Source organism: Escherichia sp. F1 (assembly GCF_046764225.1).
Lineage (GTDB): Bacteria > Pseudomonadota > Gammaproteobacteria > Enterobacterales > Enterobacteriaceae > Escherichia > Escherichia coli.
The window spans coordinates 938570-959384 of the sequence record NZ_CP177202.1 but is presented as its reverse complement, the minus strand read 5'-3'; the positions used below and the strand labels follow the sequence as shown (position 1 = coordinate 959384).

The 20815-nt window shown below is 51.0% G+C and carries 14 protein-coding genes; 12 read left to right on the top strand and 2 right to left on the bottom strand.

Going from position 1 to position 20815, the window contains the following annotated elements; all coding sequences use genetic code 11:
* Positions 1–170 precede the first annotated feature (170 nt).
* From ygeW to arcC, 5 genes are read left to right on the top strand one after another with little or no spacing between them, the layout of a single operon-like run.
* Positions 171–1358 carry a knotted carbamoyltransferase YgeW gene (gene ygeW, locus ACK8NJ_RS04565; protein WP_000859787.1) on the top strand — a complete coding sequence of 396 codons (1188 nt, stop codon included), beginning with the start codon at positions 171–173 and terminating at the stop codon, positions 1356–1358.
* A 57-nt stretch (positions 1359–1415) separates the two neighbouring features.
* The gene (gene dpaL / locus ACK8NJ_RS04560) at positions 1416–2612 is read left to right on the top strand and encodes a diaminopropionate ammonia-lyase (RefSeq protein ID WP_000110493.1); all 1197 of its coding nucleotides are present in this window, start codon (positions 1416–1418) and stop codon (positions 2610–2612) included.
* A 57-nt stretch (positions 2613–2669) separates the two neighbouring features.
* The gene (locus ACK8NJ_RS04555) at positions 2670–3881 is read left to right on the top strand and encodes a YgeY family selenium metabolism-linked hydrolase (RefSeq protein ID WP_021564567.1); all 1212 of its coding nucleotides are present in this window, start codon (positions 2670–2672) and stop codon (positions 3879–3881) included.
* Between the two features lie 52 nt (positions 3882–3933).
* Entirely contained in the window at positions 3934–5319 is a 1386-nt protein-coding gene (gene hyuA / locus ACK8NJ_RS04550; RefSeq protein WP_160521265.1) for a D-phenylhydantoinase, read from the top strand.
* 47 nt (positions 5320–5366) lie between these two features.
* Positions 5367–6299, top strand: coding sequence for a carbamate kinase (gene arcC, locus ACK8NJ_RS04545; RefSeq protein WP_000037992.1), 933 nt, complete (start codon positions 5367–5369; stop codon positions 6297–6299).
* A gap of 40 nt (positions 6300–6339) precedes the next feature.
* Here arcC and yqeB read toward each other — a convergent pair whose 3' ends face one another.
* Both yqeB and yqeC read right to left on the bottom strand, forming a co-directional pair.
* On the bottom strand, positions 6340–7965 hold the full coding sequence (gene yqeB, locus ACK8NJ_RS04540; RefSeq protein WP_001020405.1) for a selenium-dependent molybdenum cofactor biosynthesis protein YqeB: 1626 nt from the start codon (positions 7963–7965) through the stop codon (positions 6340–6342).
* 47 nt (positions 7966–8012) lie between these two features.
* Positions 8013–8783: a selenium cofactor biosynthesis protein YqeC gene (yqeC, locus tag ACK8NJ_RS04535; RefSeq protein WP_236936770.1), complete on the bottom strand. Its 771-nt coding sequence runs from the start codon at positions 8781–8783 to the stop codon at positions 8013–8015.
* Positions 8784–8885: 102 nt separating this feature from the next.
* Here yqeC and mocA point away from each other — a divergent pair, with 102 nt between their 5' ends.
* The 7 genes from mocA to guaD all read left to right on the top strand — a co-directional run bounded on the left by mocA (position 8886) and on the right by guaD (position 20811).
* Positions 8886–9464 carry a molybdenum cofactor cytidylyltransferase gene (gene mocA / locus ACK8NJ_RS04530; protein ID WP_001272841.1) on the top strand — a complete coding sequence of 193 codons (579 nt, stop codon included), beginning with the start codon at positions 8886–8888 and terminating at the stop codon, positions 9462–9464.
* Positions 9465–9785: 321 nt separating this feature from the next.
* The gene (gene ygfK / locus ACK8NJ_RS04525; protein WP_411962160.1) at positions 9786–12884 is read left to right on the top strand and encodes a putative selenate reductase subunit YgfK; all 3099 of its coding nucleotides are present in this window, start codon (positions 9786–9788) and stop codon (positions 12882–12884) included.
* 2 nt (positions 12885–12886) lie between these two features.
* Positions 12887–14215 (top strand): putative aminohydrolase SsnA, encoded by a 1329-nt coding sequence (ssnA, locus tag ACK8NJ_RS04520; RefSeq protein WP_001578929.1) that lies wholly within the window; start codon positions 12887–12889, stop codon positions 14213–14215.
* Positions 14216–14265: 50 nt separating this feature from the next.
* Positions 14266–15045 (top strand): molybdopterin-dependent oxidoreductase FAD-binding subunit, encoded by a 780-nt coding sequence (gene ygfM / locus ACK8NJ_RS04515; protein ID WP_411962159.1) that lies wholly within the window; start codon positions 14266–14268, stop codon positions 15043–15045.
* The gene (locus ACK8NJ_RS04510) at positions 15042–17912 is read left to right on the top strand and encodes a molybdopterin-dependent oxidoreductase Mo/Fe-S-binding subunit (RefSeq protein ID WP_000583660.1); all 2871 of its coding nucleotides are present in this window, start codon (positions 15042–15044) and stop codon (positions 17910–17912) included. The genes ygfM and ACK8NJ_RS04510 overlap by 4 nt, the downstream gene beginning before the upstream one ends.
* A 164-nt stretch (positions 17913–18076) precedes the next feature.
* On the top strand, positions 18077–19477 hold the full coding sequence (gene xanQ / locus ACK8NJ_RS04505) for a xanthine/proton symporter XanQ (protein ID WP_001280198.1): 1401 nt from the start codon (positions 18077–18079) through the stop codon (positions 19475–19477).
* A gap of 17 nt (positions 19478–19494) precedes the next feature.
* A complete protein-coding gene (guaD, locus tag ACK8NJ_RS04500; RefSeq protein WP_063085790.1) occupies positions 19495–20811 on the top strand; it encodes a guanine deaminase in 1317 nt (438 codons plus the stop codon).
* Positions 20812–20815: the final 4 nt, after the last annotated feature.

Sequence of the window (20815 nt, the reverse complement as noted above, 5' to 3'; positions counted from 1 at the left end):
TTTGTGATCAACCCCACACATTATCCGTCAAATTAGTCTTTTGCAGCCCCGTGGATAATTCTGGCACACTTATTGTTAGTCCCAGGTATAGCTGTGAAAACACCAATCACTTTGGCAAGTCACAGTGAAATAAACCTCTTTGCCTGTCATTCCACTACCGGGACTTTATGATGAAAACTGTTAATGAGCTGATTAAGGATATCAATTCGCTGACCTCTCACCTTCACGAGAAAGATTTTTTGTTAACGTGGGAACAGACGCCAGATGAACTGAAACAAGTACTGGACGTTGCCGCAGCATTAAAAGCACTGCGTGCTGAAAACATCTCAACCAAAGTCTTTAATAGTGGATTAGGTATTTCCGTATTCCGTGACAACTCCACCCGTACCCGCTTCTCTTATGCTTCCGCGCTTAACCTGCTCGGCCTTGCACAGCAAGATCTCGACGAAGGCAAATCACAAATCGCTCACGGCGAAACCGTGCGTGAAACCGCCAATATGATCTCCTTCTGTGCCGATGCCATCGGTATTCGTGACGATATGTATCTGGGCGCAGGCAACGCTTATATGCGTGAAGTTGGCGCTGCACTTGATGACGGCTACAAGCAGGGCGTACTGCCGCAGCGTCCGGCTTTAGTGAACCTGCAATGCGATATTGACCACCCGACTCAGTCAATGGCTGACCTCGCATGGTTACGTGAACACTTTGGTTCACTGGAAAACCTGAAAGGTAAAAAAATCGCCATGACCTGGGCCTACTCCCCAAGCTATGGCAAACCGCTCTCTGTACCACAAGGCATCATCGGTCTGATGACTCGCTTCGGTATGGATGTCACCCTGGCCCATCCGGAAGGCTACGACCTGATCCCGGATGTCGTTGAAGTGGCGAAAAACAATGCTAAAGCCTCTGGCGGTAGCTTCCGTCAGGTCACCAGCATGGAAGAAGCCTTCAAAGACGCAGACATCGTTTATCCGAAGTCATGGGCACCTTACAAAGTGATGGAAGAGCGTACTGAATTGCTGCGCGCTAACGATCACGAAGGCTTAAAAGCACTGGAAAAACAGTGTCTGGCGCAGAACGCTCAGCACAAAGACTGGCATTGCACCGAAGAGATGATGGAACTGACCCGTGATGGCGAAGCCCTGTACATGCACTGCCTGCCAGCTGATATCAGCGGCGTATCCTGCAAAGAAGGTGAAGTGACTGAAGGCGTATTCGAAAAATACCGTATCGCGACCTACAAAGAAGCCAGCTGGAAGCCTTATATCATCGCCGCGATGATCCTGTCCCGTAAATACGCCAAACCAGGTGCACTGCTCGAGCAACTGCTGAAAGAAGCGCAAGAACGCGTGAAATAACCCCTCGGGCCGATCAGCTGGTCGGCCCTCTATTTCCAGAGGCCAAAAGGATAGGATATGTCCGTTTTCTCATTGAAGATTGATATCGCCGATAACAAATTTTTCAACGGCGAAACATCACCGCTCTTTTCGCAAAGCCAGGCCAAACTGGCGCGCCAGTTCCACCAGAAAATTGCTGGTTATCGCCCAACACCGCTTTGTGCGCTGGACGATCTCGCAAACCTTTTTGGTGTGAAGAAAATTCTCGTCAAAGACGAATCAAAACGATTCGGTCTGAACGCCTTCAAAATGCTCGGCGGTGCATACGCCATCGCTCAATTATTGTGTGAAAAATATCATCTTGATATCGAAACGCTGTCATTTGAGCACCTGAAAAATGCCATCGGCGAAAAAATGACTTTCGCGACCACCACCGACGGCAACCACGGGCGCGGTGTGGCGTGGGCAGCGCAGCAACTCGGACAGAATGCGGTGATTTACATGCCGAAAGGTTCTGCTCAGGAACGCGTTGACGCCATTCTGAACCTCGGTGCCGAGTGCATCGTCACGGATATGAACTATGACGATACCGTTCGCCTGACCATGCAACACGCGCAGCAGCACGGCTGGGAAGTGGTGCAAGATACCGCCTGGGAAGGTTACACCAAAATCCCAACCTGGATCATGCAAGGCTATGCAACACTGGCAGATGAAGCCGTCGAGCAAATGCGTGAAATGGGCGTAACCCCGACGCACGTTCTGCTGCAAGCTGGTGTCGGTGCAATGGCCGGTGGTGTGCTGGGTTATCTGGTCGACGTCTATAGCCCGCAAAATCTGCACAGCATTATTGTTGAACCTGACAAAGCTGACTGTATTTATCGCTCCGGCGTCAAAGGCGACATCGTCAACGTTGGCGGCGATATGGCCACCATCATGGCGGGTCTGGCCTGCGGCGAACCTAACCCGCTGGGCTGGGAAATTCTACGTAACTGCGCCACCCAATTCATCTCCTGCCAGGACAGCGTTGCCGCATTAGGTATGCGCGTGCTGGGTAATCCGTACGGCAACGACCCGCGCATCATCTCCGGCGAATCCGGCGCTGTCGGTTTGGGCGTTCTCGCAGCGGTTCATTATCACCCACAACGTCAAAGCCTGATGGAAAAACTGGCGCTGAACAAAGATGCCGTGGTGCTGGTTATCAGCACTGAAGGCGACACCGACGTGAAGCACTACCGCGAAGTTGTCTGGGAAGGCAAACACGCTGTAGCACCTTAATCACCCTATTGGAACTGCTCCCTGCAAAACGGGGAGTAAAAAATCTGGAGAAAAATAATGGCTAAGAATATTCCATTCAAACTGATTCTTGAAAAAGCAAAAGATTACCAGGCGGATATGACTCGCTTCCTGCGCGACATGGTTGCTATTCCCAGTGAAAGCTGCGACGAGAAACGCGTAGTACATCGTATTAAAGAAGAGATGGAAAAAGTCGGCTTCGATAAAGTTGAAATCGACCCGATGGGCAACGTTCTCGGTTATATCGGCCACGGCCCGCGTCTGGTGGCAATGGACGCTCATATTGATACCGTCGGCATTGGCAACATCAAAAACTGGGACTTCGATCCGTACGAAGGCATGGAAACTGATGAGCTGATCGGTGGTCGCGGTACTTCCGACCAGGAAGGCGGCATGGCATCTATGGTTTATGCCGGTAAAATCATTAAAGACCTCGGTCTGGAAGATGAATATACCCTGCTGGTTACCGGTACGGTGCAGGAAGAAGACTGCGACGGTCTGTGCTGGCAGTTCATTATTGAACAATCCGGCATTCGCCCGGAATTTGTGGTCAGTACTGAACCGACTGATTGCCAGGTATACCGTGGTCAACGCGGTCGTATGGAAATTCGCATTGATGTTCAAGGTGTTAGCTGCCACGGTTCTGCACCAGAACGCGGTGACAACGCCATTTTCAAAATGGGTCCGATTCTTGGCGAATTACAAGAACTCTCCCAGCGCCTGGGCTATGATGAATTCCTCGGCAAAGGCACCCTCACCGTTTCTGAAATCTTCTTCACATCCCCAAGCCGTTGCGCTGTAGCAGATAGCTGCGCAGTTTCAATCGACCGTCGTCTGACCTGGGGCGAAACCTGGGAAGGCGCGCTGGACGAAATCCGCGCCCTGCCTGCGGTACAGAAAGCTAACGCGGTTGTTTCTATGTACAACTACGACCGTCCGTCCTGGACTGGCCTGGTTTACCCAACCGAATGCTACTTCCCGACCTGGAAAGTGGAAGAAGATCACTTCACTGTTAAAGCACTGGTGAATGCCTACGAAGGTCTGTTTGGCAAAGCGCCGGTTGTTGATAAGTGGACCTTCTCAACTAACGGCGTATCTATCATGGGCCGTCACGGCATTCCGGTGATCGGCTTTGGCCCGGGTAAAGAACCTGAAGCGCATGCACCTAACGAAAAAACCTGGAAATCTCACCTGGTGACCTGTGCCGCGATGTACGCTGCAATCCCGTTAAGCTGGCTGGCAACCGAATAATTACTCTTCACTTATTCCCCTCCGGTTCGCCGGAGGGTTTTTGGAGTTTGCTATGCGCGTATTGATCAAAAACGGCACTGTCGTTAACGCAGATGGACAAGCCAAACAAGATTTGCTGATTGAGAGCGGGATTGTTCGCCAATTGGGCAGCAATATTTCGCCGCAGCTCCCGTATGAAGAAATTGATGCCACTGGCTGTTACGTTTTCCCTGGCGGCGTGGATGTCCATACGCATTTCAATATTGATGTCGGCATCGCGCGCAGTTGTGATGATTTTTTTACCGGTACCCGCGCAGCTGCGTGTGGCGGTACAACAACCATTATTGACCATATGGGATTTGGCCCGAATGGCTGCCGATTACGCCATCAACTGGAAGTTTATCGTGGCTATGCCGCCCATAAGGCGGTCATCGACTACAGCTTTCACGGTGTGATCCAGCACATTAATCACGCCATCCTCGACGAAATTCCGATGATGGTCGAAGAAGGACTGAGCAGTTTTAAACTCTATTTAACCTATCAATACAAACTCAACGATGACGAGGTTTTGCAGGCGTTACGCCGCTTGCATGAGTCCGGCGCGCTGACCACCGTGCACCCGGAAAATGATGCGGCTATCGCCAGCAAGCGGGCGGAATTTATCGCCGCAGGGTTAACCGCGCCGCGCTATCACGCCTTGAGTCGCCCTCTGGAATGCGAAGCGGAAGCCATCGCCCGCATGATTAACCTGGCACAAATTGCCGGTAACGCCCCGCTCTATATCGTCCACCTGTCTAACGGCTTAGGTCTGGATTATCTGCGTCTTGCCCGTGCGAATCACCAGCCAGTCTGGGTTGAAACCTGCCCACAATATCTCCTGTTGGACGAACGCAGTTACGATACAGAAGATGGCATGAAGTTCATTCTTAGCCCACCGCTGCGTAACGTACGCGAGCAGGACAAACTGTGGTGTGGCATCAGCGATGGTGCGATTGACGTGGTGGCGACCGATCACTGCACCTTCTCGATGGCTCAACGCCTGCAAATTTCTAAAGGCGATTTCAGTCGCTGCCCAAATGGCTTACCCGGTGTGGAAAACCGCATGCAGTTACTGTTTTCCAGTGGTGTAATGACGGGACGTATAACACCGGAACGTTTTGTTGAACTAACCAGCGCAATGCCCGCCAGGCTGTTTGGCCTGTGGCCGCAAAAAGGGATATTAGCGCCCGGTTCCGATGGTGACGTGGTGATTATCGACCCACGTCAGAGCCAACAAATTCAGCATCGCCATCTCCACGACAACGCCGACTACTCGCCCTGGGAGGGGTTTACCTGTCAGGGCGCGATTGTCAGAACATTATCCCGTGGTGAAACGATTTTCTGTGACGGCAGCTTTACAGGCAAAGCCGGGCGAGGTCGTTTCCTGCGACGCAAACCGTTTGTCCCTCCCGTGCTCTAACCACTGCCAGGGATCTATACATAATCAAGAATGATGAGTGAGGAAAAATGAGTAAGAAAATTGTTCTCGCCCTGGGCGGGAATGCGCTGGGCGACGACCTGGCCGGACAAATGAAAGCGGTAAAAATTACTTCTCAGGCAATTGTTGATTTAATTGCCCAGGGACATGAGGTCATCGTCACTCACGGTAACGGGCCACAGGTGGGCATGATTAACCAGGCCTTTGAAGCTGCCGCAAAAACTGAAGCGCACTCGCCAATGCTGCCGATGTCTGTCTGTGTTGCCTTAAGCCAGGGCTATATTGGTTACGATCTACAAAACGCCTTAAGAGAAGAACTGCTTTCTCGTGGCATTAATAAACCTGTAGCAACGCTGGTTACCCAGGTCGAAGTCGATGCTAACGATCCGGCATTCCTCAACCCGACCAAGCCGATCGGTTCGTTCTTTACCGAGCAGGAAGCAGAGCAACTGACAAAACAGGGTTACACTCTGAAAGAAGATGCTGGTCGCGGCTATCGCCGTGTTGTTGCCTCACCAAAACCGGTTGATATCATTGAAAAAGAGACGGTAAAAGCGCTGGTAGATGCAGGCCAGGTAGTGATCACCGTTGGCGGTGGTGGTATTCCTGTTATTCGTGAAGGTAACCATCTGCGTGGTGCCAGCGCGGTTATTGATAAAGACTGGGCCAGCGCCCGTTTAGCAGAAATGATTGATGCCGATATGCTGATCATTCTGACTGCGGTAGAAAAAGTGGCCATTAACTTCGGTAAAGAGAATGAACAGTGGCTCGATCGCCTGTCATTAAGTGATGCTGAACGCTTTATCGAAGAAGGTCATTTTGCGAAAGGTTCTATGCTGCCTAAAGTGGAAGCAGCCGCCTCGTTTGCTCGCTCTCGCGCAGGTCGTGAAGCACTGATTACCGTATTGAGCAAAGCGAAAGAAGGGATTGAAGGCAAAACCGGAACGGTGATTTGTCAGTAATTTAAAGGCCGGGTGGGTAATACCATCCGGCCATTTTCATTTAAGCCACTTCCAGCACTTCTTTTGTCGCTTTTACGCCCTGATGCATCAACATCATTAACGCCTCAAGTACGCCGCCGCCAATTGCCCGGGCTTTATCAGAAACGCTGGTGAAATCAGCCGTTTCACCACGTGGATCGATATCACCAATTTTAAAACCACCGACCACCGCCAGTCCGTCGTTCAACAAGCCACGCACCATCCCCGTCAACGGTGCTTTAATTTCATGCTCACCAATCCAGGCAATCACATCACCCTCTTTCACCAGATCGCCTAATTTCACGTTGGATCGCATAATGCCTGCAGCAGGAGCACGGATCACCCGTCGAGTGGTATGCCCCATAATATTGCCGGGAACACCGGTATTCTCCTGCGCACAACCAGAGTAAATCACCTGACCGAGCCAGTGCCCGCGATTTGTTTCAATTACCGCATGACAATCCTTCCCAGCAGTAAAGCCCGGCCCAAGCGCGATTGTTACTGGTGCCATATCTGCCCGCGTTCCCAAATTCTGTTTCGCCAGAATAGCGTCCACCACGCAAAGCGGTTTCAGTTCATCAAGCAATGAACAGGCGGGATCTACCATCACAGGGATGAATCCGCGTTCGGTAAGTTTCATCGCTTCCGCAGAGCTAGTTGCCAGGCGGGCAGTGACGCCTTCGACCGTCATTTCGCCATCGAACACGGCCTGGGCAAACGCCACGGTACAACGAATCACTGTCGGTTTTTCCACTTCCAGCATGATCACTTTAAAACCCGCATGATACAGACGTAGCGCCACACCACTGGCGATATCCCCCGCACCGCGAATCACCACCAGCTGGTGTCCGGAAGGATGAGAAGGTTTCATCATCAGCCCACCCGGCGCGTTATTTTTCACCTGTAATATTTCTGCCAGCACGCTGATGGCGATCTCCTGCGGCGTTTCCGCACCTATGTTGTAACCAACGGGCGCATGTAAACGGGCAATATGTTCTTCAGCCACGCCTTTCTCACGCAATTGACGCAGGAAAAGCTGAACCTTGCGACGACTTGCCAGCAACCCCAGCCATGCAATGGGCTGTTCAATGAGTTTGTCGAGGGCTTCACGATCCTGATTATTCGTGGCAATCAGGACAAAATTATCAGGGCGAATATCCAGTGCTTCCACTGCCGCACCAAACGACTCAGCATGGAGAAGCGTGGTTGATGGTGGGAATAATTCAGGATTAAGGCTTTCGCGATAAATATCGGCAACGGCAATATCAAATCCTAATAGCGCCGCACTCTGGGCTATCGCCCGGTTGACATGCCCCGCGCCAATCAACACCAGACGAGGACGCATACCATGGACGCTGATAAACACGGACATTGCACCTCCACAATCTGACCCGACAGCATCCACACCGTTACGAGCCATACGTCCATGGAATAATCGCGGCTTACGTTCCTGCAATGCCTGAAGCGACTCTTCAATCACCTTCCGCTCAACCATTCCACCACCAATTGTACCGACGATAGAACCATCGGCGCGCACTAACATTTGTGCAGAATGGCGGGGAGTAGAGCCTCGGCTATCTACAATTTGCGCCATCGCAAACGGACAATTTTGCTCTTCGAGTTTTGCAGCCTCTGTGAAAATATTCATACCAACCTCAATGGATATCCTTTCAGTAACCCGGAATACCCGGGCCGCTAATTCACAAATCTGCGCGCGATTGCAGGATGTTCTTGTATATCGCCCAGCCAGATTGCCTCTACGTCGTGTTGTTGCAGCGGTTGAAGGAGCTCGCTTTGCGCAATCGCATTCTCACATTGAGAAAAACGGTTAATGAACCAGACTCGCCGACAACCTTGCGGTACGTTTTTAAATGCGCCCTGAGGGTGGCGAACCAGCGCAACGAGATCGCTCAGTTGCAAGGTTGCATCAGGTGTTAACCCGGTAATATCAGCAAACTGCGACCAGCGATGGACATTTTCTGTGCTCACTTTCGCGCCCAAAATATGTCCTCCCATCACAGCAATCACGCAGCAACTGCTTTTAGGTATGCAAGGTTCGTGCTCATCAGGCGCTTTTAACGGCATTCCACGCGAGCCATCTGCCTCAATGAGAATTACGTCACACTCTGATCGTTGTACCAGTGCATCAATCGCTTCTGGCGTAAATCCCTGCACTTTTCCCTGGTTCGCTTTCCAGCTGTGAAAACAAAATGAAATGGGGGATATAAAAGACGCATGAGGAAGCATGGCGGGATCACGACAGAAAACCACGGGCCAGTGAGACGTTGGCATAAACATATGTGTCGTCGTCGTGATTAACACACGCCTGCCGCTAGCCTGGAGCAGTTCTGCCAGCCAAAAAAGCAAGCTGGTTTTCCCCCCAGCACCAACAACAGAAATCACAGTGGGACGTTTCTGCGCACCTAAATCAATGAATAATGCCGATGGGTCAACTATACTTTTCACGAGTCTTTATGACCTCTCTGGGATAAATTATCCCCAACTTAATCCATCAGGAAGTAACGCAATTATCAGGCGTTATTAGCCCCTATAAATAATGGAACCACTATGTCAGCCATCGACTGTATAATTACCGCTGCCGGATTATCATCAAGAATGGGGCAATGGAAAATGATGTTACCCTGGCAACAGGGAACAATTCTTGATACAAGTATCAAAAATGCGTTGCAGTTTTGTAGCCGAATTATTTTAGTCACCGGCTATCGTGGTAATGAACTGCACGAACGTTATGCGAACCAGAGCAATATCACTATTATTCACAACCCAGATTATGCGCAGGGTTTACTCACATCAGTAAAGGCCGCAGTACCCGCGGTAAAAACAGAATATTGTTTTCTCACCCACGGTGACATGCCTACCCTCACCATCGATATTTTTAGGAAAATCTGGTCGTTACGAAATGATGGCGCAATACTGCCACTCCATAATGGCATTCCCGGCCATCCGATTTTAGTGTCAAAGCCATGCCTGATGCAGGCAATCCAGCGTCCCAATATCACCAATATGCGTCAGGCACTCCTTATGGGAGATCATTATTCCGTCGAAATAGAAAATGCAGAAATAATTTTAGATATTGATACTCCTGACGACTTTATTACAGCGAAGAAAAGGTATACTGAAATTTAGAAAACGTAGTTAAACGATTGCGTTCAAATATTTAATCCTTCCGGCACTCTTTATCATAATGATAAGGAATCACTGATTTTGAGAAAAGAGAAAAAGTGATAAATGGGCTGGCAATAATAATTTTCAGGAGTGATTTTAATTCTCATTTGGCACCTGTGAGTTCATTCACAAAAAGCCCTTAAGTTTCGAGCCGCCTCACATTTTTTTATATTTCCCGCCAAACCTGGCAAGAGTGGTGCGATTGTTGCTCTATCCCCCTAAACCACCGGATTTCTCAACACCGGTCACTCAATGATATCTGTATAAGCTAAGGAGAGGGTTATGGGGGATATTATGCGTCCCATTCCGTTTGAGGAACTTTTGACGCGCATATTTGATGAATACCAACAACAACGCTCAATCTTTGGTATTCCCGAGCAACAGTTTTACTCACCCGTAAAAGGTAAAACTGTTAGCGTCTTCGGTGAAACCTGTGCCACTCCCGTCGGCCCTGCCGCTGGCCCGCACACGCAGCTCGCGCAAAATATTGTCACTTCCTGGCTGACTGGCGGACGCTTCATCGAACTAAAAACCGTCCAAATTCTTGACCGCCTGGAGCTGGAAAAGCCCTGTATTGATGCCGAAGACGAGTGCTTTAACACCGAATGGTCCACCGAATTTACCCTGCTTAAAGCCTGGGATGAATACCTCAAAGCCTGGTTTGCCCTGCACCTTCTCGAAGCGATGTTCCAGCCTTCTGATTCCGGTAAATCGTTCATCTTTAATATGAGCGTCGGTTACAACCTCGAAGGTATTAAGCAACCGCCGATGCAACAGTTCATCGACAATATGATGGACGCATCTAACCATCCGAAATTCGCTCAATATCGCGATACGCTGAATAAATTACTCCAGGATGACGCATTTTTAGCCCGCCACGGATTGCAGGAAAAACGCGAAAGCTTGCAAGCCTTACCCGCTCGCATCCCCACCAGCATGGTGCAGGGCGTCACCCTCTCCACCATGCACGGCTGTCCTCCGCATGAAATCGAAGCCATTTGCCGCTACATGCTGGAAGAAAAAGGGCTCAACACCTTTGTGAAACTCAACCCAACCTTACTGGGGTACGCGCGTGTTCGTGAGATCCTCGATGTCTGCGGTTTCGGTTACATAGGCTTAAAAGAAGAGTCATTTGATCACGACCTCAAGCTGACGCAAGCGCTGGAAATGCTGGAACGCCTGATGGCACTGGCAAAAGAAAAATCACTCGGCTTTGGCGTAAAACTGACTAACACTCTCGGCACCATCAACAATAAAGGCGCACTGCCTGGTGAAGAGATGTATATGTCAGGCCGTGCGCTGTTCCCGCTCTCCATCAATGTTGCAGCAGTTCTCTCTCGCGCCTTTGACGGCAAACTGCCCATTTCTTATTCCGGTGGTGCCAGTCAGCTGACTATCCGCGATATTTTTGATACTGGTATTCGCCCTATTACTATGGCAACCGACCTGCTGAAACCTGGCGGCTATCTGCGCTTAAGTGCCTGCATGCGCGAGCTGGAAGGCTCCGACGCCTGGGGGCTTGACCATGTTGACGTCGAACGCCTGAACAAACTGGCAGCAGACGCGTTAACCATGGAATACACTCAGAAACACTGGAAGCCAGAAGAGCGTATTGAAGTGGCAGAAGACCTGCCGCTAACCGACTGCTACGTTGCCCCCTGTGTTACTGCCTGCGCTATCAAGCAAGATATTCCGGAATACATCCGTTTGCTTGGCGAACACCGCTATGCCGACGCGCTGGAACTCATCTACCAACGCAACGCCCTGCCCGCCATTACCGGTCATATTTGCGATCACCAGTGCCAATACAACTGTACCCGCCTGGATTACGACAGTGCGCTGAATATCCGCGAACTGAAAAAAGTCGCGCTGGAAAAAGGTTGGGATGAATATAAGCAACGCTGGCACAAACCAGCCGGTTCTGGTTCACGCCATCCGGTTGCCGTGATTGGTGCAGGTCCGGCGGGTCTGGCAGCAGGTTACTTCCTTGCCAGAGCGGGCCATCCGGTTACGCTGTTTGAACGCGAAGCCAATGCGGGAGGCGTGGTGAAAAATATCATTCCTCAGTTCCGTATTCCTGCAGAGTTAATTCAGCACGATATCGATTTTGTTGCCGCTCACGGCGTGAAATTTGAGTATGGCTGCTCACCCGATCTGACCGTTGAACAGTTAAAAAAGCAGGGCTTCCACTATGTTCTGATTGCCACCGGCACTGATAAAAATAGCGGTGTGAAACTGGCGGGCGACAACCAAAATGTCTGGAAATCACTCCCCTTCCTGCGTGAATACAACAAGGGCACAGCGCTCAAGCTGGGCAAACATGTGGTCGTTGTCGGGGCGGGTAACACGGCAATGGACTGCGCTCGTGCGGCGTTACGCGTTCCAGGCGTAGAAAAAGCAACGGTCGTTTACCGTCGTTCACTGCAAGAGATGCCAGCATGGCGCGAAGAGTATGAAGAAGCGTTGCACGACGGCGTGGAGTTCCGTTTCCTGAATAATCCGGAACGTTTCGATGCTGATGGCACCTTAACCTTGCGCGTTATGTCGCTTGGCGAACCTGATGAGAAAGGTCGTCGCCGTCCGGTTGAAACCAACGAAACAGTAACACTGCATGTAGACAGCCTGATCACCGCCATTGGTGAACAGCAGGATACTGAAGCCCTGAATGCGATGGGCGTGCCGCTGGACAAAAACGGCTGGCCAGACGTCGACCATAATGGCGAAACTCGTCTGACTGACGTCTTTATGATCGGCGACGTACAGCGCGGACCATCCTCCATTGTCGCTGCTGTCGGAACCGCGCGTCGGGCGACCGATGCCATCCTTAGTCGGGAAAATATCCGTTCCCACCAGAACGATAAATACTGGAACAACGTTAATCCGGCGGAAATCTATCAACGCAAAGGCGATATCTCTATCACCCTGGTGGATAGCGACGATCGTGACGCGTTTGTCGCCCAGGAAGCCGCACGCTGCCTTGAATGTAACTACGTTTGCAGCAAGTGTGTGGATGTCTGCCCGAACCGCGCCAACGTATCCATTGCGGTCCCTGGCTTCCAGAACCGTTTCCAGACGCTGCACCTCGACGCTTACTGTAACGAATGCGGCAACTGCGCTCAGTTCTGCCCGTGGAACGGTAAACCGTACAAAGACAAAATCACCGTCTTCAGCCTGTCGCAAGACTTTGATAACAGCAGCAACCCAGGCTTCCTTGTGGAAGATTGCCGGGTACGAGTACGTCTGAATAACCAAAGCTGGGTGTTAAGCATCAACAGCGAAGGTCAGTTCAACAACGTACCACCGGAGCTGAACGATATGTGCCGCATCATTAGCCATGTCCACCAGCATCATCATTATCTGCTGGGCCGTGTGGAGGTGTAATCATGTTGATTCTGAAGAATGTCACCGCAGTGCAGTTACACCCAGCGAAAGTGCAGGAAGGCGTTGATATCGCCATCGAAAATGATGTGATTGTCGCTATCGGCGATGCCCTGACGCAACGCTACCCCGATGCCAGCTACAAAGAGATGCATGGTCGGATTGTGATGCCAGGAATTGTCTGCTCGCACAACCATTTTTACTCGGGACTTTCCCGCGGAATTATGGCAAACATCGCCCCCTGCCCGGATTTCATCTCAACGCTGAAAAATCTCTGGTGGCGGCTCGATCGCGCCCTTGATGAAGAGTCGCTCTATTACAGCGGACTGATTTGTTCCCTGGAAGCGATTAAGAGCGGATGTACATCGGTTATCGATCACCATGCCTCTCCGGCGTACATCGACGGGTCGCTCTCCACATTGCGCAACGCATTTTTAAAAGTTGGCCTGCGCGCGATGACCTGTTTTGAAACTACTGACCGTAACAACGGCATCAAAGAGTTGCAGGAAGGTGTAGAAGAAAACATCCGCTTCGCCCGTCAGATTGATGAGGCGAAGAAAGCAGCAACCGAGCCGTATCTGGTGGAAGCACATATCGGCGCTCACGCGCCGTTTACCGTGCCGGATGCCGGTCTGGAGATGCTGCGTGAAGCCGTGAAAACCACAGGTCGTGGTTTGCATATTCACGCTGCGGAAGACCTTTACGACGTTTCCTACAGTCACCACTGGTACGGCAAAGACCTGCTGGCACGACTGGCGCAATTCGATCTCATCGACAGCAAAACGCTGGTCGCTCATGGGCTGTACTTGTCGAAAGATGACATCGCCCTACTCAATCAGCGCGATGCGTTCCTGGTGCATAACGCCCGTTCAAACATGAACAACCATGTCGGCTACAACCATCACCTTAGCGACATCCGCAATCTGGCGTTGGGAACGGACGGCATTGGTTCGGACATGTTTGAAGAGATGAAATTTGCCTTCTTTAAACATCGCGATGCGGGTGGCCCGCTGTGGCCTGACAGTTTTGCCAAAGCACTGGCTAACGGCAACGAACTGATGAGCCGCAACTTTGGCGCGAAATTTGGCCTTCTGGAAGCCGGTTACAAAGCCGATTTAACCATTTGCGATTACAACTCGCCGACACCGCTGCTGGCAGACAATATCGCCGGGCATATCGCTTTCGGTATGGGCTCAGGCAGCGTTCATAGCGTGATGGTCAATGGCGTGATGGTCTATGAAGACCGTCAGTTTAACTTCGATTGCGATTCCATTTATGCGCAAGCCAGAAAAGCCGCTGCCAGTATGTGGCGTCGGATGGATGCGTTGGCATAAATGACAAATACCCTCTTCCCGCTGGGAAGAGGGTTAAATAAGGAAAGAAGATGATTGAACAATTTTTCAGGCCCGACTCTGTCGAACAGGCGCTGGAACTGAAGCGCCGTTACCAGGATGAAGCCGTCTGGTTCGCCGGGGGCAGCAAACTCAACGCTACACCAACCCGTACCGATAAAAAGATTGCCATTTCCTTACAGGATCTGGAGCTGGACTGGGTTGACTGGGATAACGGTGCACTGCGGATTGGCGCAATGTCTCGCTTGCAGCCACTGCGTGATGCGCGATTTATTCCTGCAGCACTGCGTGAAGCCCTCGGTTTTGTTTACTCACGCCATGTTCGTAATCAGTCGACCATTGGTGGTGAAATCGCCGCCCGGCAGGAAGAGTCTGTGCTGCTTCCCGTCCTGCTGGCACTGGATGCTGAACTGGTTTTTGGCAACGGCGAAACGCTGTCAATCGAGGACTACCTGGCCTGCCCATGCGATCGCCTGCTAACCGAAATTATCATTAAAGATCCGTATCGCACCTGTGCGACCCGCAAAATTAGCCGTTCTCAGGCAGGTTTAACCGTCGTGACGGCAGCCGTTGCAATGACAGACCACGACGGTATGCGAATTGCGCTGGATGGCGTCGCCAGTAAAGCCCTGCGTCTGCACGATGTTGAAAAACAAAATCTGGAAGGCAATGCACTTGAACAGGCTGTCGCCAACGCCATTTTCCCGCAGGAAGATTTGCGGGGCAGCGTGGCCTATAAAAGCTATATCACGGGAGTTCTGGTAGCCGACCTTTATGCCGACTGCCAACAGGCTGGGGAGGAAGCCGTATGATCATCCACTTTACTTTAAATGGCGCGCCTCAGGAGCTAACCGTTAATCCAGGCGAAAACGTGCAAAAGCTGTTGTTTAACATGGGAATGCACTCTGTACGCAACAGCGATGATGGATTCGGGTTTGCCGGTTCTGACGCAATTATCTTTAACGGTAATATCGTTAACGCGTCCTTGCTTATCGCCGCACAGTTAGAGAAGGCAGATATTCGTACCACAGAGTCTCTGGGCAAATGGAACGAGTTAAGTCTGGTTCAACAGGCAATGGTTGATGTTGGCGTGGTGCAGTCTGGTTATAACGATCCAGCTGCGGCTCTGATTATCACCGATCTTCTCGATCGCATTGCCGCACCGACCCGCGAAGAGATCGACGACGCGCTTTCTGGTTTGTTCAGCCGCGATGCAGGCTGGCAACAATACTATCAGGTCATTGAACTGGCGGTTGCACGTAAAAATAATCCGCAGGCCACCATTGATATCGCTCCGACTTTCCGCGATGACCTTGAAGTCATTGGTAAGCATTATCCTAAAACTGATGCCGCGAAAATGGTGCAGGCGAAACCCTGCTATGTTGAAGACCGCGTAACGGCTGATGCCTGCGTCATTAAAATGTTACGTAGCCCACACGCTCACGCACTGATTACTCATCTGGATGTCAGCAAAGCTGAAGCCTTACCAGGCGTCGTTCACGTTATTACTCACCTGAATTGCCCGGATATCTACTATACCCCGGGCGGTCAGAGCGCACCGGAACCGTCACCGCTTGACCGCCGTATGTTCGGCAAGAAAATGCGTCACGTCGGCGATCGCGTTGCTGCGGTCGTCGCAGAAAGTGAAGAAATTGCGCTCGAAGCACTGAAGCTCATCGACGTTGAATATGAAGTGCTTAAACCTGTAATGTCGATCGACGAAGCAATGGCGGAAGATGCGCCTGTCGTGCACGATGAACCGGTGGTGTATGTTGCTGGTGCGCCAGATACTCTGGAAGACGATAACAGCCATGCAGCCCAGCGCGGCGAGCATATGATCATCAACTTCCCGATCGGTTCTCGCCCCCGTAAAAATATCGCCGCCAGTATTCATGGTCATATTGGCGATATGGACAAAGGCTTTGCCGATGCCGATGTGATCATTGAGCGAACCTATAACTCAACGCAGGCGCAGCAGTGCCCGACTGAAACTCATATCTGCTTTACCCGTATGGACGGCGATCGTCTGGTTATCCACGCCTCCACCCAGGTACCATGGCACTTACGCCGCCAGGTCGCGCGCCTCGTGGGCATGAAACAACATAAAGTTCATGTCATTAAAGAGCGAGTTGGCGGCGGTTTTGGGTCTAAACAGGACATCCTGCTGGAAGAAGTGTGCGCCTGGGCAACCTGCGTGACCGGGCGTCCGGTACTGTTCCGCTACACCCGTGAAGAAGAGTTTATTGCTAACACCTCTCGTCACGTCGCGAAAGTCACCGTCAAACTGGGAGCGAAAAAAGATGGTCGCCTGACGGCAGTGAAGATGGATTTCCGCGCCAACACTGGCCCTTACGGCAACCACTCACTCACCGTACCGTGTAACGGACCGGCGCTGTCGCTGCCGTTATATCCGTGCGATAACGTCGATTTCCAGGTCACCACCTACTACAGCAACATTTGCCCAAATGGTGCTTATCAGGGTTATGGCGCACCGAAAGGTAACTTCGCTATCACCATGGCATTAGCGGAACTGGCTGAACAGTTACAGATCGACCAACTGGAAATTATCGAACGTAACCGGGTACACGAAGGGCAAGAGCTGAAAATTCTCGGTGCAATCGGTGAAGGTAAAGCGCCGACCTCCGTTCCTTCCGCCGCCAGCTGCGCACTGGAAGAGATCCTGCGTCAGGGTCGCGAGATGATCCAATGGTCTTCACCAAAACCACAAAACGGTGACTGGCACATCGGTCGTGGCGTCGCCATTATCATGCAGAAATCAGGGATCCCGGATATCGATCAGGCTAACTGCATGATCAAACTGGAATCAGACGGTACCTTTATCGTTCATTCTGGCGGTGCGGATATTGGTACTGGTCTGGATACCGTGGTGACGAAACTGGCAGCAGAAGTGCTGCACTGCCCACCGCAGGACGTGCATGTTATCTCCGGTGATACCGATCATGCGTTGTTTGATAAAGGCGCATATGCCTCGTCCGGTACTTGCTTCTCGGGTAACGCGGCGCGCTTGGCAGCAGAAAATCTGCGGGAGAAAATTCTGTTCCACGGTGCGCAAATGTTGGGTGAGCCAGTGGCAGATGTCCAACTAGCAACGCCGGGCGTCGTACGCGGCAAGAAAGGTGAAGTTAGTTTCGGGGATATTGCCCATAAAGGCGAAACCGGCACAGGCTTTGGTTCACTGGTGGGAACTGGCAGTTATATCACGCCTGATTTCGCCTTCCCGTATGGCGCAAACTTTGCTGAAGTCGCCGTCAACACGCGTACGGGTGAAATCCGCCTGGATAAATTCTACGCCTTGCTGGATTGCGGTACACCGGTCAATCCAGAGTTAGCGTTGGGACAAATCTACGGTGCCACCCTTCGTGCAATCGGCCACAGTATGAGCGAAGAAATCATTTATGACGCCGAAGGTCACCCGTTAACGCGTGATTTACGCAGTTACGGCGCACCGAAAATTGGTGACATTCCGCGTGATTTCCGCGCTGTGCTGGTGCCGAGCGACGATAAAGTCGGCCCGTTCGGGGCGAAATCGATCTCGGAAATCGGTGTAAATGGCGCAGCTCCGGCGATTGCTACCGCAATTCACGATGCATGCGGCATCTGGTTACGCGAATGGCATTTCACACCGGAGAAAATACTCACCGCGCTGGAAAAAATATAAATAACAAATGGCCGCTTCGGCGGCCTGTTTCTCTGTTTGAACGACGACCAAATAGTGACTGCGAAAATGAGATAAGCCGTTCTCAAGGCGTCCTGCGCCCCAAATTCGTGGGAATTTATTTTACTGATTCAGATGATCAAATTTACTTTAAAAGGAGTGAAGGGATGTCTGATATAAACCATGCAGGTTCTGACCTTATATTTGAACTGGAGGATCGCCCTCCCTTTCATCAGGCTCTCGTTGGTGCCATTACCCATCTGTTGGCAATTTTCGTTCCGATGGTAACCCCCGCGTTAATCGTGGGTGCGGCCTTACAGCTTTCCGCTGAAACAACCGCTTATCTGGTTTCTATGGCGATGATCGCCTCTGGTATTGGTACCTGGTTACAAGTAAACCGCTACGGCATCGTCGGTTCTGGTCTTCTCTCAATTCAGTCAGTCAATTTTTCATTTGTTACGGTCATGATTGCGCTGGGCAGCAGCATGAAAAGCGACGGTTTTCACGAAGAGTTAATCATGTCGTCGCTCCTCGGCGTCTCCTTCGTTGGCGCATTTCTGGTTGTCGGCTCTTCTTTTATCCTGCCCTATTTACGTCGGGTTATTACGCCTACCGTCAGCGGCATTGTGGTGCTGATGATCGGCTTAAGCCTGATTAAAGTCGGCATTATTGATTTTGGTGGAGGATTTGCGGCCAAAAGCAGCGGTACGTTCGGCAATTACGAACATCTCGGCGTTGGTTTATTGGTTTTGATTGTGGTGATCGGCTTTAACTGCTGTCGCAGTCCGTTGCTACGCATGGGAGGGATCGCCATTGGCCTTTGCGTCGGTTATATCGTGTCGTTATGCCTGGGTATGGTGGATTTCAGCAGTATGCGCAATTTGCCGTTAATCACCATCCCGCATCCGTTCAAATACGGCTTTAGTTTCAGCTTCCATCAGTTCCTGGTGGTTGGCACGATTTATTTGCTTAGCGTGCTGGAAGCTGTCGGCGATATCACCGCCACGGCAATGGTTTCTCGCCGCCCTATTCAGGGGGAAGAGTATCAGTCCCGACTGAAAGGCGGCGTGCTGGCAGATGGTCTGGTTTCTGTTATCGCCTCCGCTGTCGGTTCATTACCCTTAACCACGTTTGCGCAAAATAATGGGGTTATTCAGATGACTGGCGTCGCTTCACGTTATGTCGGGCGAACCATCGCGGTAATGCTGGTTATCCTCGGCTTGTTTCCGATGATTGGCGGCTTCTTCACAACCATACCCTCGGCAGTTCTGGGAGGCGCAATGACGTTGATGTTTTCCATGATTGCTATCGCTGGGATTCGCATCATCATCACCAACGGTTTAAAGCGCCGAGAAACACTTATTGTCGCCACTTCTTTAGGTTTAGGGCTTGGCGTCTCCTACGATCCCGAAATTTTTAAAATATTGCCAGCCTCTATTTATGTACTAGTTGAAAACCCTATTTGTGCTGGCGGGTTAACTGCGATTTTATTAAATATTATCCTCCCTGGTGGCTACCGACAGGAAAACGTTCTGCCTGGTATTACCTCAGCGGAAGAGATGGATTAACAGTAAAGGAGTCAATGATGTCAGGAGAACACACGTTAAAAGCGGTACGAGGCAGTTTTATTGATGTCACCCGTACGGTCGATAACCCGGAAGAGATTGCCTCTGCGCTGCGGTTTATTGAGGATGGTTTATTACTCATTAAACAGGGAAAAGTGGAATGGTTTGGCGAATGGGAAAACGGAAAACATCAAATTCCTGACACCATTCGCGTGCGCGACTATCGCGGCAAACTGATAGTACCGGGCTTTGTCGATACACATATCCATTATCCGCAAAGTGAAATGGTGGGGGCCTATGGTGAGCAATTGCTGGAGTGGTTGAATAAACACACCTTCCCTACTGAACGTCGTTATGAGGATTTAGAGTACGCCCGCGAAATGTCGGCGTTCTTCATCAAGCAGCTTTTACGTAACGGAACCACCACGGCGCTGGTGTTTGGCACTGTTCATCCGCAATCCGTTGATGCGCTGTTTGAAGCCGCCAGTCATATCAATATGCGTATGATTGCCGGTAAGGTGATGATGGACCGTAACGCACCGGATTATCTGCTCGACACTGCCGAAAGCAGCTATCACCAAAGCAAAGAACTGATCGAGCGCTGGCACAAAAATGGTCGTCTGTTGTATGCGATTACGCCACGCTTCGCCCCTACCTCATCTCCTGAACAGATGGCGATGGCGAAACGCCTGAAAGAAGAATATCCGGATACGTGGGTACATACCCATCTCTGTGAAAACAAAGATGAAATTGCCTGGGTGAAAGAACTTTATCCTGAACATGATGGTTATCTGGATGTTTATCACCAGTATGGCCTGACAGGTAAAAACTGTGTCTTTGCTCACTGCGTCCATCTCGAAGAAAAAGAGTGGGATCGTCTCAGCGAAACCAAATCCAGCATTGCTTTCTGTCCGACCTCCAACCTTTACCTCGGCAGCGGCTTATTCAACTTGAAAAAAGCATGGCAGAAGAAAGTCAAAGTGGGCATGGGAACGGATATCGGTGCCGGAACAACTTTCAACATGCTGCAAACGCTAAACGAAGCCTACAAAGTGTTGCAACTACAAGGCTATCGCCTCTCAGCATATGAAGCATTTTACCTGGCCACGCTCGGCGGAGCGAAATCTCTGGGCCTTGACGATTTGATTGGCAACTTTTTACCTGGCAAAGAGGCTGATTTCGTGGTGATGGAACCCACCGCCACTCCGCTACAACAGCTGCGCTATGACAACTCTGTTTCTTTAGTCGACAAATTGTTCGTGATGATGACGTTGGGCGATGACCGTTCGATCTACCGCACCTACGTTGATGGTCGTCTGGTGTACGAACGCAACTAATAAT

Coding starts and splice junctions, on each gene's coding strand:
- ygeW (WP_000859787.1), top strand. CDS start 171: ATGAAAACTGTTAATGAGCTGATTAAGGATATCAATTCGCTGACCTCT.
- dpaL (WP_000110493.1), top strand. CDS start 1,416: ATGTCCGTTTTCTCATTGAAGATTGATATCGCCGATAACAAATTTTTC.
- ACK8NJ_RS04555 (WP_021564567.1), top strand. CDS start 2,670: ATGGCTAAGAATATTCCATTCAAACTGATTCTTGAAAAAGCAAAAGAT.
- hyuA (WP_160521265.1), top strand. CDS start 3,934: ATGCGCGTATTGATCAAAAACGGCACTGTCGTTAACGCAGATGGACAA.
- arcC (WP_000037992.1), top strand. CDS start 5,367: ATGAGTAAGAAAATTGTTCTCGCCCTGGGCGGGAATGCGCTGGGCGAC.
- yqeB (WP_001020405.1), bottom strand. CDS start 7,965: ATGAATATTTTCACAGAGGCTGCAAAACTCGAAGAGCAAAATTGTCCG.
- mocA (WP_001272841.1), top strand. CDS start 8,886: ATGTCAGCCATCGACTGTATAATTACCGCTGCCGGATTATCATCAAGA.
- ygfK (WP_411962160.1), top strand. CDS start 9,786: ATGGGGGATATTATGCGTCCCATTCCGTTTGAGGAACTTTTGACGCGC.
- ssnA (WP_001578929.1), top strand. CDS start 12,887: ATGTTGATTCTGAAGAATGTCACCGCAGTGCAGTTACACCCAGCGAAA.
- ygfM (WP_411962159.1), top strand. CDS start 14,266: ATGATTGAACAATTTTTCAGGCCCGACTCTGTCGAACAGGCGCTGGAA.
- ACK8NJ_RS04510 (WP_000583660.1), top strand. CDS start 15,042: ATGATCATCCACTTTACTTTAAATGGCGCGCCTCAGGAGCTAACCGTT.
- xanQ (WP_001280198.1), top strand. CDS start 18,077: ATGTCTGATATAAACCATGCAGGTTCTGACCTTATATTTGAACTGGAG.
- guaD (WP_063085790.1), top strand. CDS start 19,495: ATGTCAGGAGAACACACGTTAAAAGCGGTACGAGGCAGTTTTATTGAT.